Origin of the sequence: Brevibacillus migulae, from assembly GCF_004521915.1 — a bacterium.
Taxonomy (GTDB): Bacteria; Bacillota; Bacilli; order Brevibacillales; family Brevibacillaceae; genus Brevibacillus_F; species Brevibacillus_F migulae.
In genome coordinates this window covers 145,605-161,045 of the sequence record NZ_SDKD01000001.1, presented here as the reverse complement: position 1 = coordinate 161,045, position 15,441 = coordinate 145,605, and the positions used below count along the sequence as shown (strand labels likewise).

Here is a 15,441-nt window from a genome sequence, read left to right as displayed (position 1 = left end):
CACCATTATACCAATCTTTGCTTCCTGAAAACGCAAAAGGAGCAGAGGGCGGCACCCTGCTCCTTTGCAAGCCTTTCTACTTATCCTTCTTTACGGTGATGCTGTTGCTTCCCGCGCTTTCATTATGCAGTCTGCTCACCGAGGTGATCACATACGTATATACTTCTCCGGCTTCGGCGGTTTCATCTACGAAGGTTTGCTTGGTTTTGCCTGTCTTCCTTACCGTCGTCAGGATATTCGCAGCGTCCTCCAGATCTCCCTCTTTGTCCCCGGCGAAGCGGTAGATTACATAGTAGGTGGTATCATCGTTTTGCTTGTGGTCTTCCCACTCCAGAGCGATGCCGTCGTCCTCCCACTCAGCTTCTTTCAGCTTCGGTTTTTTCGGCGCATCGTCGTCGATCCACGGTGAAGCCGGGACAAGCGCCGGATGCTTGTAGAGATCCTCTTTCAGGCGATCGGTAAAGCCCAGTTCATTATTGCGCAGATCCTTGGCGCTGAAGAACATGCTGCCGTTCACCCGGTCAATCGTGGCATTGTATTTCAGCTGGTTGGGCATTTCTTCGGGGTTTTCCCAGGCTTCGTTGTTTTTGTTGATTTTGTATACCGCTTGTCCCACATAGAGATGCAGGTCTTTTCCTTCGGTCTCGTCCACCCACCAGTCCAGCACTTTTTCATAGGCGGCAGGCTCGAAGCCGAAGTTCCAATAGATTTGCGGCGTAATGTAGTCGACCCATTCCTCTCTCACCCATTTTCGCGTGTCGGCGTACAGATCGTCATAGGTGGTTTGTCCCGCTTTCGTGTCCGATCCGGAATCATCAACCGCTTTGTTTCTCCATACCGCGAATGGACTGATCCCGAATTTGACGTGCTTCTTTTCCTTTTTGATCGCTTCCGACAGCTCCTTGACGAAGGTATCGATATTGTTGCGGCGCCAATCATTTTTGTCGGCAAACTTATCGGCTCCATAGCGCTGGTACGTCTCTTCGTCCTGGAACTCTTCGCCCGCTACCTTATACGGATAAAAATAATCGTCCAGATGCACAGCATCGATATCGTATTCTTCCACCGCTTCCATGATGGCCTTGATCACGAAATCCTTTGCTTCTGGTATGCCCGGATTGTAATACAGCTTGCCGCCATAGCTGACCACCCACTCCGGATGCTGTCTCGCCGGGTGGTCCTCCACGAGCGCATTCAGATCCGCCTTCATGCTGATGCGATATGGGTTGAACCAGGCATGGAACTCCAGATTGCGCCTGTGTGCTTCCTTGATCATAAATTCGAGCGGGTCGTATCCTGGGGATTTTCCTTGCGTACCGGTCAAATATTCCGACCATGGCATGTATTTCGAGGGATAAAAGGAGTCCGAGGTTGGGCGGATCTGGACGATGACCGCGTTCATGCCCATCTCTTTGGATTCATCTAAAATCTTGATGAACTCTTGCCTTTGCTTCTCTTCGCTCAGCCCCTTTTTGGAAGGCCAGTCGATATTGGTAACGCTTGCAACCCACGCCGCACGCAGCTGTCTTTTGACATACGGGGTCTCTTCCGGGATGTCCACGTTTGCGGCATGTGACCGTTTGCTCTGCTGTTTTTTCGCAGCCGCATCCGCATGTGTGGGCAGCGTCATGATGGAAGTCCCCAACATGATGGCCATCGAGAAAAGAAGCAGCTTACTGAAAGGCTTCCTGCGCATTTTACTTCCCCTTCCTATACTTGAATTACTTAAGGAAGAGTATAAATATTTGAAACTTTGCGTCAATAGATTCGACAAAACTTCTGAAATTTTATTTCATAATTACTTCCAAGGTCTGATCCTATCTGCTTTTCTGCCACTCTTTTCTAGGAAAATCTTCCTCTCTGCCAGGATTCATCCGCAAGACTGACTTGGATTCATCCTCACGTACGTTCTGCACCATCTCTGGCGTCGTTACAATCAGCACTATATGCAAAAAGTTCCATGGAAAGGATGTGTATGAAATTGTTTGTACGTATGATCTTCATGCTTTTCGCTTTTATTCTTTTTATCCAACCGACTGCGGCAATCGTTCGGGCAGAGTCAATCAGCTTCCATGAGGAGCAAGTCCACTTTCAAAGCGGCGATGTCATGTTGAACGGGACGCTTTTCACCCCGGATCAACCCGGGAGGCATCCGGCCATCGTCCTCGTTCATGGCTCCAGCTCCAACAGCCGGGAAAAGTATCGGCAGGAGGCAGAGATGTTTGCCAAAGCGGGCTTGGTTACGCTCATCTATGACAAACGTGCCGACGGATTCTCCCAATCCCGTGTAGGCGGGCGTTCGTACTCGGTATTAGCCAGCGATGTATTGGCAGCCGTCGCTGCTCTAGGGGAAGATCCGGCTGTTGATCCAGCCAAAATCGGCTTGTGGGGAATCAGTGAAGGCGGGATGGTCGCGGCGCTTGCTGCCTCGCAGTCCCCGCAGGTATCCTTTCTGATTACTGTTGGTTTATCTGGGGTGCAGCCCGCTCAGCAGCAGTCGTGGCATTTGGAAAACAGGCTTCAGCATCAGGGAGTCACCTCTCCCTCCATGATCCGCTTTGCTTCCCAAAACGGCATTCGCTTTGCCGTATCGGCTGGACTTTTTCCGGAAGCAACCTTTGATCCCATGCCCGTATTTGAACAATTGCACCAGCCTGTGCTGGCTATCTGGGGAAGCTATGATCGGATTCAACCCAAGGTCGAAAGCGCACAGCAGCTGGAGGATGCACTGAAACGAAAAGGAAATGAGCACTATACGATCCAGTTCATCCCGGACGCCAGTCATCTGCTGCGCACTTCTTTAGATGGATTTACTCAGTCGGAAGCCTTTGCCCCTGGTTATACAGAAGCCATGCTTGCCTGGCTTCATGAGGTTGTCCAAGGAAAGCCACCGGGTCCGCAGGTAAAAGGTGAGCGGCCTGGACATGATCTGCCTTCCAATCCCGGAATCTCTCGTTTGTCCTGGTACGATTCCCATTGGCTCCAAGGCGGGTTGTTCATCCTGTTGCTGGGCTTGTTTATAACCGGTCTGATCGTGACTGGCAAGCGAAATACATCGGCTCAAAAGAGCGCTCGTCTCTTCCCGATTCTCTTCGCTTGCACGAGTCTTTTGACGCTCCTCGGAATGCTTGGATTCTTTGGCTTTCTCATGATGACCGGGGCAAAGGACGTCGCTCCGATTCTTTTCGGCCGCCCGCTGCCTTGGCTCATCCTGCAGGTGCTTGCAGTGATCACAAGCGTGCTTGCTCTCTTGCATGCGCGATCCTGGTGGAGATCCAGAGGGACAGGAGCAGACCGACTGCGAGCCGATTCATCCATTCTCCTAGCAGCCGGACTGCTCTTTATTCCATGGGCCTTGTATTGGCAATTGCTCTTGCCTTAACCATCATACATTAGAGGGGCTGGTCGGTTGGACCGGTCCCTCTTGCCTATTGTCGGTCATGCCCTGTTCGTCAGCCAATCACTGCAGCCTGCCTGCACTTTTTCAGGATCGATTGCGCTGCCCGTCTGGCGCTTGCGGCCGATGCGTCCGCGAGAAATTCTCCGTGGCCAGCCCAGTCCCCCGCCACATAAAATCCTTGCACCTCGGGTACTTCCGGTCCTCTCGCCATTTCCCTCCCGATATGGGGAAAGTCATGACTGACGGCGATATTGGGAAGAAATTGCCGTGCCACCACATCCTTTTCCCAGCCGGGATGCAGCAGATTCATCGTTTCTTCCAGAATCCGTTCATCTTCTTTCGGATCACTCTCGTGTGGACCATTATATTTCAACAGATGCGTGACTACCGTGCCATTTGCGCTTAACTGGGCATGGAGGCTGTGATTGGAAAAATAGATGGGCCGATCCAGATCGAGAACGAAATGGGGTCCCTGGGCTGAAAGCTTCGTAAGGCCGAGATCTAGGCAGGCCGCCATCGATGGCCTAGCTGCTTCCTTCCACCGTTTTAGGACGGTATGCTCTCCTCCCTGGAGAAGCCTCTCCGTTTCGGCGGGTGGTGCTGTGCTGATCACATAGGTTACATCCATCTGTTCCCCGTCTGCAAAGTGCAATCTTTTGACTCTTCCATTCTCTTGCTGAATCTCCGCCACACGTTTATTGCTGATGATATGCACTCCTGCCTCGGCCGCTTTCTCCCTCAACTGGTCCACGATCGTTTGCCAGCCGCCATGCAAGTAAAGAACCCCGCCTTTCAGGGAACGCTGGATCTGGGAAAGAGCAGGTCCGGCCAACAGATGCTCCGGTTCCACCGTATACGTCGCCGTTCTGCAAAGCGCATAAAACACCTTTCGCACGAGAGGATCATCGATTTCTCCTTCGACCCACTCCTTTATCGGGATGATAGGAAGCGAGTCGGGCTCCAGCTTGGTTAGCGTCATCATCATCTTCATGAGCTGCCGTTTTCCCGACCAGGACAGAAGACGTGAGGAAAACAACCCCCACGGACTTGTCGGCAGAGGCAGCAGCCTGTTCTGAGCAAGCACACTGACTTGCGAAGCCGGCCTTCCTCCCTCCACTCTGACGCCAAGCTCCTGCAGGATGGCAAAAGCCTTCCCAGTGCGGTATAACGCATGCGCCCCCAGATTGAGGAAGACACCGTTTTTGTTGCTGGTCATCGCACGGCCCCCCACACGGCTGGACTTTTCCAACAGAACCGTCGAAACTCCTCCCTTTGCCAAATCGATTGCGGCAATGAGCCCAGCCAGCCCTCCGCCGATTACGGCTGCATCATACGTCTTCACACTCATCATCCTCCGTAAATTTCATCGTTCGTAACATAAGGCGAAATGAGGTACGATGATGTGACATTTGCAATAAATCAAAATAAATTGCAGTTTACTAAAAAGGCAAACTGCGTTACGATATTTCCAAATTTACCAAAGGAGGTGGCACTTATGTATCATACACCGATCCCTGCAGAACCCGCGGACGAGCTGTCTCACCAACCGCCGATCATGGAATGCGAAGAACCGTTGATTCCTCTCTCGACATTCTCTGAGCGAATCTTCATTTACCCCAGCTATTATTTGCAGGATTATGATGGCACTACAGAGGAAGCGTATCTGCGCTCAGGCGTTGCGAATCGGTTGCAGCAAGCCGCGGAAATGCTGCCAGAGGGTTTCTTTTTCGTCGTTTTCGACGGCTGGCGTTCCTACGAGGTACAGCAATCCTTGTACAATCGCTTCAAGGAATCCCTGCTCGCCCAAGGCTGGCAAGAAGGCGAAGAGCTCGACCGGGAATTAACCAAATTTGTCGCCCGACCGACCCGAGACCTGTCACGCCCCTCGCCGCATCTAACCGGTGCAGCCATCGACTTGACGATTAGCGGCCCAGACGGATGGCTGGAAATGGGTACGGAGTTTGATGATTTCAGTGAAGTCGCTGCTACTCGTTATTTTGAGGAACTCTCCGCTTATGATGAGCGAACCCTGCGCATCCGTGACAACCGACGTCTGCTTTATCATGTGATGAACAAGGCAGGCTTCACCAATTATCCGCGCGAATGGTGGCACTTTGAGTACGGCACGATATCGTGGGCACGCAAAAATCGGACATCTGCTATTTACGGCGGAATCGCAACATTATAAAGAGGATGGAAATGTGAGCTATATTTACATCCTTGCGACAAAAATAGATTGAATATTACAAAGTATTGCAATATATTTAAAACATATTCAATTTACTAAATACTTGGGGGTTGATTCGATTGAGTCGAAGATGGCTACTCGCTTTACTTACTCTCTTATTTTCTCTCTCCTTGGCTTTATCCGCCTGCAGCTCACCTACGAACCAGACACAGGACAAGCCCGCGGACCCAGCCGCACCGAAAACGGAGCCCGCCAAAACGGCGAACGAAACACCTGCCGATACGCTGTTTGTCTCGATCTCCGCTGACCAGGGTACGCTCGACCCGGCCGTCACCATGGACAACAGCGCCTGGAAAATAACGTACCACGCTTACCAGCGGCTGGTCGAGTATGATGGCGCAAGCACCGAGGTGAAGCCCGGTCTGGCGAAAGAATGGAAAGTCAGCCCGGATGGCATGCAATGGACGTTCACCCTGCAGGAGGGCAACAAGTTCGCAGACGGGACACCCGTTACGGCCGAAGCGGTCAAGTTCTCCTTCGACCGGATCCTGCAAATCAAAAAAGGTCCGTACGACGTGTACAGCGTGATCAAGGAAGTGAAAGTCGATTCTCCCACGTCAGTCACCTTCGTTCTCGCCAAAAACTTCCCGCCCTTCCTTTCCACTCTCGCAGCAAACTACGGCAGCATCGTCAATCCAAAAGTAAAAGAAAAAGAGCAGAACGGCGACCTCGGCCAAAACTTCCTCGCCAACAACACCATGGGAAGCGGTCCCTACCAGCTGGCTGAATGGAAAAAAGGCGAATACTTCAAACTCACCCAGAACCCCAACTCCACTGTGAAATCTACCTTCAAGGAAGTCTACTTCAAGATCACACCCGACGCGACAGCACAGCGACTCCAGCTCGAATCCGGCGAAATCGATATCGCGGAAGGCATCCCGACCGAACAGCTAGGAGCGATCAAAGAACTGAGCAATGTGGAAGTGCTCCAGCAGCCAAGCCTGTTTGTGGATTACGTCTACATTAACTCCTCCAAAGGCAATCCAGCTTTGCAAAACCCGAAAGTGCGTCAGGCGCTGAGCTACGCAATCGACTACAAAGCCCTGACCGACTCCGTACAGGAAGGCTACGCCACCCAGATGCGCGGCCCGATTCCAAAAGGACTGTGGGGACATGACGAAGCGGCTTTCCAATATACACAGGACGTAGAAAAGGCAAAAGCGCTCCTGGCTGAGGCAGGCGTCTCCAATCTTTCTCTCACCCTGCTCTACTCGGACGCCAGAACCTGGTGGGAAACCGAGGCGCTCACGCTGCAAGCCTTCCTCGCCGATATCGGGGTTGAGCTGAAACTGAACAAGATTGCCAATGCGACTTCACGTGAGATGATCGACAAAGGCGAATTCGATCTGGCCCTGGGCGTCTGGAGCCCGGACTTCGGCGATCCGTTCATGTTCATGAACTACTGGTTTGATTCCAACAACTTCGGTCTTGCCGGAAACCGCGCCTTCTACAAAAACGACAAGGTGGACGAGCTGGTGCGCAAGGCAGCTACGACCAATGATCAGGCGGAACGCGAAAAGCTGTATCAGGAAGCGCAAAAAATCGTGATCGACGAAGCTCCTTACATTTATCTGTATCAAAAGGATTTCCTGCTCCCGGTCAGCAAACGGGTGAAAGGCTTCGTCTACAATCCAATGCTGGAGGGCATTTACAACCTGGCTGAAATGTCGAAATAGGCACGTAAAGGAGTGTTTCCCTCATGAAGCAGATCATCTTGAAGCGCCTATCCATGCTCGTGCTGGTGCTGGTGGGAGTCACGATGCTTACCTTTTTCCTCTCCCATGTCATTCCCGGCGATCCCGCGCGGATGATGGTAGGACAGCGCGCAACGGAGGAAACACTGCAAGAAGTTCGTCGTCAATTGGGCCTGGACCAACCGGTCTGGGTCCAATATTTCACGTACATCCAAGGACTTTTTGCAGGCGATCTGGGCACATCAATCCGGACCCAACAGCCGGTCAGCGACGATCTATTGACGTTTTTCCCTGCGACGCTGGAGCTGGCTTTGCTCGCTTTTGTGATTGCCATCCTTTTCGGCGTCCCCATCGGGATCCTGTCCGCGGTGAAAAAAGATACGGCCTGGGATCATGCAGGCAGACTGTTCTCTATCGCGGGTGTTTCCACCCCTGTGTTCTGGAGCGGCCTGGTCGGCATCCTGATCTTTTACAAGTTTCTCGACTGGCTCCCATCCAGCGGCAGGCTTGATCTGTCCGTTCCTCCCCCGCTGAAGATAACCGGGCTTTATTTGCTGGACAGCCTCTTGACCGGCAACTGGGCAGCGTTCAAAAACAGTCTGCTGCATCTGCTCCTGCCATCCTTTACCCTCGCTTTCGCCCAGCTGGCAATCGTGACCAGACAGGTGCGGGCGAGCATGCTGGAAGTGCTGGGTCAGGAGTACATCCGCACGGCATTGGCCAACGGCATCAGCGGTCCCGTCTTGCTTTTCCGCTACGCCCTGCGCAATGCGCTCATCCCCACGATTACGGTAGTCGGACTGTCTTTCGGTTCCCTGCTCGGCGGTGCGGTTGTGACCGAGACCATTTTCAGCTGGCCAGGCATGGGCAAATATGTGGTGGATTCCATCGCTTTTCTCGATTTTCCAGCGATCATGGGCTTTACCTTTGTCATCTCCATCGGTTATGTCCTGATCAACCTGCTTGTCGATTTGACCTACTACGCGTTGAACCCAGAGATGAAAGAGTAAGGGGGAACAGACATGTCCGCAGAAGTTCATACAAGCACCGTCACACGCACGGTCAACCCCTTTTGGTATACATGCAGGAAAAATCCGCTGATGCTCGCAGGCATTGTCGTGCTCGTCATCATCCTGCTGCTGTCCCTTTTCGCACCGCTGATCAGCTCCTATGAACCGACCAAAATCAATATTAAGGATCGTTTCGCCCCGCCTTCTGCCGAGCATTGGTTTGGCACGGATGAGGTCGGACGCGACATTTTTACCCGCATCCTGTACGGAGCAAGGCTTTCCCTCGGGGTAGGGGTTGCCGTCGTCCTGGGCGCTGGCCTGATCGGTACCGTCATCGGCTCCATCTCCGGCTATTTCGGCGGACGGATCGACCAGATCATCATGCGCCTGATGGACATGATCCTGGCCTTCCCCTCTCTCGTGCTGGCCATGGCCGTAGCCGCCACACTCGGACCCAACTTGCAAAATGCCATGCTGGCGATCGCCATCATCAAAATTCCGGTGTATGTCCGGCTTGCGCGTGCGGAAACCCTGTCCCTGCGCGAAAAGCTGTATGTGAAAGCAGCCGTGACCTTTGGCATCAAACCATGGCGGATCATCACCCGCCACATCATCCCTAACGCGATATCGCCTGTCATTATCCAGGTCACGCTGGACATCGGGGATGCCATCCTGCTCGTGGCCACGCTGGGCTTCCTCGGACTCGGGGCACAGCCTCCGACGCCGGAATGGGGCGCCATGATCAGCGTGGGCTGGAAGCATCTGCTCGATTACTGGTGGTATCCGACGTTTCCGGGCTTTGCCCTCTTTTTGGCGTCATGCGCATTCAATCTGATCGGCGACGGGGTTCGGGATATTCTCGATCCGAAAGCCAACCGGTAGATAGGGGGAAAGTTGTCATGCTGCTCGACATCAAGGAGCTCTCGGTTGAATTTGCCTCTATGCAAGGCAACGTGAAAGCATTGCAAAACATCTCTTTCTCGATCGAAAAAGGCGAGATTGTCGGCATCGTCGGAGAATCCGGCTCTGGCAAGTCCGTGACCGCGCTTACGATATTGGGTCTGCTGGAAAAGAACGCCTCGATCACAAGCGGCTCGATCCTGTACAAGGGACGAGATGTGCTGGTGATGGATAAAAGAGAACAACAGGCGCTGCGGGGAAAGGAAATCGGGATGGTGTTCCAGGAGCCGATGACTGCGCTGCATCCGACCATGAAAATTGGCGATCAGCTGGCAGAGGTGATCAAGCGTCACCGCAAGCTTCCCCATAAAGAAGCGTATCAGGCCGGCATCAAAAGCCTCGCGGAAGTACATATCCACGATCCCGAGCTGGTCGCCCGCAAATATCCGTTTGAGCTGAGCGGCGGCATGCGGCAGCGGGTCGTCATCGCCTTAGCCATGGCTGCTCCGCCGGATTTGCTGATCGCCGATGAGCCTACGACGGCCCTAGACGTCACGATTCAATATGAAATCTTGAAGCTGATGGAGGAATTGTCGGCCAATCGCGGCACCTCGATCATGTTTATCACCCATGATCTTGGCGTCGTTGCGCAAATGTGCAAACGCGTCATCGTGATGTATGCAGGAGAAATCGTGGAGCAAGGTGAAACACACCAAGTACTGCAGCATCCGGTACATCCGTATACCCGCGCGCTGATCGGAGCGCTTCCCGATCTGGCTGATCCTGATGAGCCACTATTGGCGATCCCTGGCGAATCGCCTGATCTGCGGAGGAGACCTGCAGGCTGCGTCTTTGCCTCACGCTGTGCGCAGGCGCTTCCCCTCTGTCAGGAAGAGAGGCCCGGATTGGAGCCGGTACAGCAACAAAACGAAAGCCATTATGCCGCATGCTGGGTGAGGTGATCCGTGTGAAACCAATCATTGAGCTAATCGAAGTACAGAAAGAATACGGCAGCGGAACCGGACGGATCCAGGCGGTCTCTCAGGCCAGCTTTTCCATCCGGCAGGGAGAAACCTTCGGGCTGATCGGCGAGTCGGGCTCCGGAAAAAGTACTTTGGCGAAAATCGTGACAGGGCTGGAGCATCCGACTGCAGGCTCGATCCTCTATGACGGGAAGCCGCTGTGGACCGGCAAGCAGTTCAACCGTATCCAGCCGGGCGACATGCAGATCGTCTTTCAGGATCCGCAATCCTCCCTTGATCCGCGGATGAGAGTCAAGGACATTATTCTCGAGCCGCTGCATGCCTTGCCTTCGCAAGCCCGCAAAGAAAAAGGCTCCGAGGAACGCTTGCACGCCCTGATCGCCCGTGTCGGCTTGAAACCGGACCATCTGTCCCGCTTCCCTCACGAGTTCAGCGGCGGACAGCGGCAGCGCATCGCCATCGCCCGCGCCTTGATTACCGACCCTGCATTCGTCATTCTCGACGAGCCGACTTCGGCGCTGGATGTGTCCGTCCAGGCGCATGTGCTGAATCTGTTGAAGGAGCTGAAGCGTGAGCGAAAGCTGACCTATCTGTTTATCTCGCACAACATGTCCGTCATCCGTTATATGTGTGACCGGATGGCTGTCATGTACAAGGGAAAAATCGTTGAGATGGGGACCGTGAGCGATATTTTCGACAATCCCGCACAGGCCTACACCAAGACCTTGCTCTCCTCGCTGCCGAGTCTTCATCAGAAGAAGGTGGAACCGCATGTTTAACGGAGCTGAAATCCGTGAGATTCGAAAACAAAAGCAATTGACGCTGCAAACCTTGGCGGTGAAAACGGGCCTAAGCACCAGCCTGCTTTCCCAAATCGAACGCGGCCTCGTCGATCCGACGGTCGGAACGTTCTGGAAGATTTGCAACGCCCTCGATGTGCCGATCAATCATTTCTTCCGCAAAAGCGTGGACGAGGACCCGGTGATTCGGCGAGATCAGCACAAAGTGATCCATCTGCCGGATTCGCACGTCAAATACCACGTCCTGACTCCGCTGCAGCAGGGCAAGATCGAGTTTCTGCTCGTTGAGATTGAGCCCGGCGAAACACTCGAGCCGGAGCTGGTATCCCATTCAGGTGAAGAATGCGGCTACATTCTCCAAGGCGAATTGAAAGTGCTGCTCGATGACCGCGAATACCATCTGTATGAAGGTGACAGCCTCGGCTTCGTCAGTACTAAGCCGCACCGTTTCATCAATCCCAGCCGCAATATTTCCATCTCGATCTGGGCTAGGGCCACATGATTGATTCCATAGAGACAGCTCTCTGATGTAAGGGGTTGTCTTTTTTCTTTTCCTTTTTTTCCAAAATCGCACAGAAAATCAAAAAAACCGATTCCAAATCGAGTAGTATGAATAGTAGAAACCATAAGCCAAAAAAAGGAAGCAACGACCATGAACCATTACAAACGGATTCAACAGGCGATTGAGTTCATCGAGGCGCATCTGCAGGAGGAGCTGCTCATTACCGACATTGCTGCAGAAGCATGCTTTTCCGCTTTCCACTTTCAGCGGCTGTTCCAGCTGATTTCCGGCTTTTCCGTCCACGAATATATCCGCAAACGAAGACTCACGGAGGCTGCGAAGCTGTTAAAAGAAAGCGACGGCAACATCCTCGAGATCGCCCTGGCTTTTCAGTATGGCTCCCAAGAAGCCTTTACCCGCGCCTTCACCAGCTGCTTTGGGCTGACACCAGCGAAATACCGCAAGACCCATGCAACGATTCATCCCCAGTCCAAGATCGATTTCTTGGATCATGAAACATGGAAGACAGGAGAGATGACTATGGACAAACCTGTTATTGCCGAATTGGAAAAGCTGCTGATCATCGGCTACGAGTACAAGACCAACCTGAACAACGACAAGTACTTTCAAGAAATTCCCGGCTTCTATCACCATTTTGGAAGCAACGAGTTTTTTCTGCGCATTCCCCATAAGGCAAAGCCGGCTTTCTCGTACGGCATCAGCTGCAACTTTCAGGACAACGGTGACTTTTCTTTTGTGGTGGGCGAGGAAGTGCATCAGCATGTTGAGCAATTGGAGGAAGGATTCGTCCAGATGGAATTGCCAGCGGGAAAATACGCCATATTTACGGTCAACGGGCAAGCAGATGGGACCCAGAATATCTGGAAGTATATCTATGGAACGTGGCTGCCGCAGTCGAATTACGAGAGAAGAGAAGGCCCTGATTTCGAAGTGACCGATGTGCTGGGTTCCCGCTTCCCCCACGACATGCGCATGAAAATCTACATTCCGATCCAATAGACTTTTGGAATCTTGCTCTCCCATTCCCAACCTGTTTCGCTGTTTGCAAAGAGTGAGTATACTACAGATAGGAGAAGGAGGGCTGCACATGAATGAAGAAATGTGGCAAGCGATTGTAGACTGTGATGCTGCGTATGATGGATTGTTTTACTATGGGCTGATCACCACGGGCATCTTTTGCAAGCCTTCCTGCAAGTCCAAAACACCCAAACAGGAAAATGTCAGGATCTTTGCCAGCCCTGCCGAAGCAAAAGCAACGGGCCTTCGTCCTTGCAAACGATGTCGGCCGGAAGAAATCGCTTTCCGTTCTCCCGAGGAAGAGCTGGTAGAAGGCGTGACTCAGCTGATTCATGAACATGCCCATGAGTCACTTACCCTGACGGAGATGGCGGAAAAACTGTTCGTCAGTCCCTTCTACTTGCAAAAATGCTTTACGAGAATCAAAAAGGTTTCCCCAAACAGGTATCTTACCCTGCTGCGTTTAGAGAAAGCCAAAAGCATGCTAAGGCAGACGGATGAAAGCATCACCGCGATCGCCTTCCGCATCGGCTTTCGCAACAGCGCTTATTTTTCCAGCGTCTTTCAAAAAGAAATCGGATGCTCCCCCTCTGCATACAGGCAGATGAAAAAGCATCCTCATGAACATGGAGTCGAACACGTATGAATGATTGGTTGGCGTATTATGAATCCCCGATTGGGCGGATCGAACTGTGCGGTACAGGAGATGCGGTGACTTCTGTTCGTTTCCTGGATGAGGAGATGGGGAGGACTCCAGCGCCCGACACCGCTGTCCTCCCCCCTGACCATGTGAGCACCGCTTGCATCCAACAGCTCGACGAATATTTTCGCGGAGAGCGAAAGGCGTTTGCGATCCCGCTCGCCTTCTCCGGCACACCCTTTCAACAAGGAGTATGGCAAGCCATTGCGGATATCCCTTTTGGTCAAACCATCACGTATCGATCATTGGCGGCATCCATCGGCAATGATCGGGCGATCCGCGCAGCCGGCACCGCCACCGGCAAAAACCGTTTCGCCCTCTTCATCCCCTGCCACCGCGTGATCGGCAGCGACGAATCGCTCCATGGATATGCGTGGGGGCTTTGGCGTAAAGAATGGCTGCTGGAGCATGAAAAAAAGATGGCGTTTGATTGACTACTCTTTGCTTGTCCATTTCCAATCGACATAGCCCAGACCGTCGATGACAACGCCCTTGACGTTTTCCTTTTTCAGGTACGCACTGGTATAAAAGTAGAGGGGCATCACGGGCATCTCGTCCATCAGGATGCTCTCTGCTTTAGCCAGTAGCTGCTTCCGTTTCTCTGGACTGCTTTCCTGAAACGATTGCTCCAACAGCTTGCGGTACTCGGCATTTTCCCAATTGGTATCGTTGTTGCTGGCTTCCTTTGTTTGAAACAATTCCAGTGTATTAATCGGATCGTTGAAATCACTTAACCACCCCATCCGCGCAACCTGGTAATCACCGTTATGCATCTTGTCGAGAAAAACTTTCCATTCGACGTTTTCCAGTTTTACGCGTACCCCTAGCACTTCTTTCCACTGTTTTTGAACTGCCTTGGCCATCGCTTTGTGGGCTTCACTGGTATTGTAATAGAGCGTTATGCGAGGAAGTTCGGTGATGCCAAGTTCTTTCATCCCTTCAGCCAGCAGTTTCTTGGCGGACTCTTTCCCTTCTTCGGGCAAGTATGACTTGGCATCTGGTGCCATTGACGGTGAGATGACCCCATAAGCCGGAAGCATTTGTTCGCGGCTGGTCTCTTTCAGCAGTGCTTTTCGATCCAGCGCATAGGCAAATGCTTTGCGGATTTTCACATTTTGGAAAGGAGCTTGCTCGGTGTTGAATTTATACCAATAGACGCCGGCAATTGGCTGTGTATGCAAGATGCCTTGCTGTTTTAACGTTGAGATCTGATTTTCAGGTAGATCGGACAGTGGCTGTCCTGCCCAGTCAAGCTCCCCTTTTTGAAATAAGGCAAGCTCTTCATTCTCATCCTCATACATGGTGGCTTCTATGCGTTCCAGCTTCACTGCATCCTTGTCCCAATATCCTTGAGTCTTTTCCAGCACAAGACTTTCCTTGTGCTTCCACTCTTTTAGTTGAAAAGGACCGTTTCCAACATGCGTATCGGCTTCGGCTGCCCATTTCGGATTGGACTCAGCCACTTTTTTATTGACAGGATAATAGATCGGAAACGTCGTCAGTTCCAGAAAAAATGGAGTGGGTCCCTCCAGAGTAACCTGCAGCACTTTGTCGCTGAGCGCTTTTACCCCGACTTCATCCAGCTTTGCTTCCCCTTTATTCGCCTTTTCCGCATTTTTCACATAATAGAGCATAAAGGCATAGTTTGATGCGGTTCGCGGATCGAGTGCGCGCTTCCAGGCATATTCAAAATCATGGGCCGTTACAGGTTCTCCGTTGCTCCACTGGGAATTACGCAAAGTAAAGGTATAGGTCTTCAAGTCGCTGGACACCTGCACCTTTTCCGCGACGGACTGCTTCAACTTCCCATCCGTTCCTGTCCGCATCAGGCCGTCAAATGTTGCTCGTACGATCGCCGCAGATAATTGATCTTCCGTAATAGCAGGATCGACAGTAGGAACTTCCGAATGCAGATTAATACGAAGGGACTGCTTGCTGCTAGGCTGTGTCTGAACCGCTGAGGAAGCAGGTGATTGACTATCCGCTGCAGCCGCTCCCATTGGCACTATGCAGGATGTGATCAAAACGGTACTAAGTGTAAGTCTCATTTGTTTGTTCATAGGTTACCTCCCCCAATTTTTGCCAATTTTGATTTTATCTCAAATGCTGGACATTTGCAAAATTTGGTTTGCTTGGATAATTGCTACAAATCGACTTCCCCGTCGG

14 protein-coding genes are annotated in these 15,441 nt (G+C 52.3%); 11 read left to right on the top strand and 3 right to left on the bottom strand.

Going from position 1 to position 15,441, the window contains the following annotated elements; genetic code table 11:
• Window positions 1-76 precede the first annotated feature (76 nt).
• On the bottom strand, window positions 77-1,696 hold the full coding sequence (locus EIZ37_RS00785) for a glycoside hydrolase family 10 protein (RefSeq protein WP_235827844.1): 1,620 nt from the start codon (window positions 1,694-1,696) through the stop codon (window positions 77-79).
• Between the two features lie 285 nt (window positions 1,697-1,981).
• Between EIZ37_RS00785 and EIZ37_RS00780 the strand changes: the two genes are divergently transcribed.
• Window positions 1,982-3,382: an alpha/beta hydrolase family protein gene (locus EIZ37_RS00780; protein ID WP_167568570.1), complete on the top strand. Its 1,401-nt coding sequence runs from the start codon at window positions 1,982-1,984 to the stop codon at window positions 3,380-3,382.
• Between the two features lie 70 nt (window positions 3,383-3,452).
• On the opposite strand, the gene EIZ37_RS00775 is transcribed toward EIZ37_RS00780, so the two are convergent.
• Complete coding sequence (locus tag EIZ37_RS00775; protein WP_134682643.1) at window positions 3,453-4,748, bottom strand: phytoene desaturase family protein; 1,296 nt, start codon at window positions 4,746-4,748, stop codon at window positions 3,453-3,455.
• 147 nt (window positions 4,749-4,895) lie between these two features.
• Between EIZ37_RS00775 and EIZ37_RS00770 the strand changes: the two genes are divergently transcribed.
• The 10 genes from EIZ37_RS00770 to EIZ37_RS00725 all read left to right on the top strand — a co-directional run bounded on the left by EIZ37_RS00770 (window position 4,896) and on the right by EIZ37_RS00725 (window position 13,709).
• Window positions 4,896-5,588, top strand: a complete 693-nt coding sequence (locus tag EIZ37_RS00770; RefSeq protein WP_134682642.1) for a M15 family metallopeptidase — start codon at window positions 4,896-4,898, stop codon at window positions 5,586-5,588.
• 119 nt (window positions 5,589-5,707) lie between these two features.
• Window positions 5,708-7,324: an ABC transporter substrate-binding protein gene (locus EIZ37_RS00765; RefSeq protein WP_205683761.1), complete on the top strand. Its 1,617-nt coding sequence runs from the start codon at window positions 5,708-5,710 to the stop codon at window positions 7,322-7,324.
• 23 nt (window positions 7,325-7,347) lie between these two features.
• Window positions 7,348-8,352, top strand: coding sequence for an ABC transporter permease (locus EIZ37_RS00760; RefSeq protein WP_134682641.1), 1,005 nt, complete (start codon window positions 7,348-7,350; stop codon window positions 8,350-8,352).
• A 12-nt stretch (window positions 8,353-8,364) separates the two neighbouring features.
• On the top strand, window positions 8,365-9,234 hold the full coding sequence (locus EIZ37_RS00755) for an ABC transporter permease subunit (protein WP_134682640.1): 870 nt from the start codon (window positions 8,365-8,367) through the stop codon (window positions 9,232-9,234).
• 17 nt (window positions 9,235-9,251) lie between these two features.
• Window positions 9,252-10,214, top strand: a complete 963-nt coding sequence (locus tag EIZ37_RS00750) for an ABC transporter ATP-binding protein (RefSeq protein ID WP_134682639.1) — start codon at window positions 9,252-9,254, stop codon at window positions 10,212-10,214.
• A 5-nt stretch (window positions 10,215-10,219) separates the two neighbouring features.
• On the top strand, window positions 10,220-11,014 hold the full coding sequence (locus tag EIZ37_RS00745) for an ATP-binding cassette domain-containing protein (protein ID WP_134682638.1): 795 nt from the start codon (window positions 10,220-10,222) through the stop codon (window positions 11,012-11,014).
• Window positions 11,007-11,537: a cupin domain-containing protein gene (locus EIZ37_RS00740; protein WP_134682637.1), complete on the top strand. Its 531-nt coding sequence runs from the start codon at window positions 11,007-11,009 to the stop codon at window positions 11,535-11,537. The genes EIZ37_RS00745 and EIZ37_RS00740 overlap by 8 nt, the downstream gene beginning before the upstream one ends.
• 150 nt (window positions 11,538-11,687) lie before the next feature.
• The gene (locus tag EIZ37_RS00735) at window positions 11,688-12,557 is read left to right on the top strand and encodes an effector binding domain-containing protein (protein WP_134682636.1); all 870 of its coding nucleotides are present in this window, start codon (window positions 11,688-11,690) and stop codon (window positions 12,555-12,557) included.
• Between the two features lie 88 nt (window positions 12,558-12,645).
• A complete protein-coding gene (locus tag EIZ37_RS00730) occupies window positions 12,646-13,221 on the top strand; it encodes a bifunctional transcriptional activator/DNA repair enzyme AdaA (protein WP_134682635.1) in 576 nt (191 codons plus the stop codon).
• A complete protein-coding gene (locus tag EIZ37_RS00725; protein ID WP_134682634.1) occupies window positions 13,218-13,709 on the top strand; it encodes a methylated-DNA--[protein]-cysteine S-methyltransferase in 492 nt (163 codons plus the stop codon). Before EIZ37_RS00730 ends, EIZ37_RS00725 begins: the two co-directional genes overlap by 4 nt.
• On the opposite strand, the gene EIZ37_RS00720 is transcribed toward EIZ37_RS00725, so the two are convergent.
• Complete coding sequence (locus tag EIZ37_RS00720; protein WP_134682633.1) at window positions 13,710-15,335, bottom strand: peptide ABC transporter substrate-binding protein; 1,626 nt, start codon at window positions 15,333-15,335, stop codon at window positions 13,710-13,712.
• Window positions 15,336-15,441 lie beyond the last annotated feature (106 nt).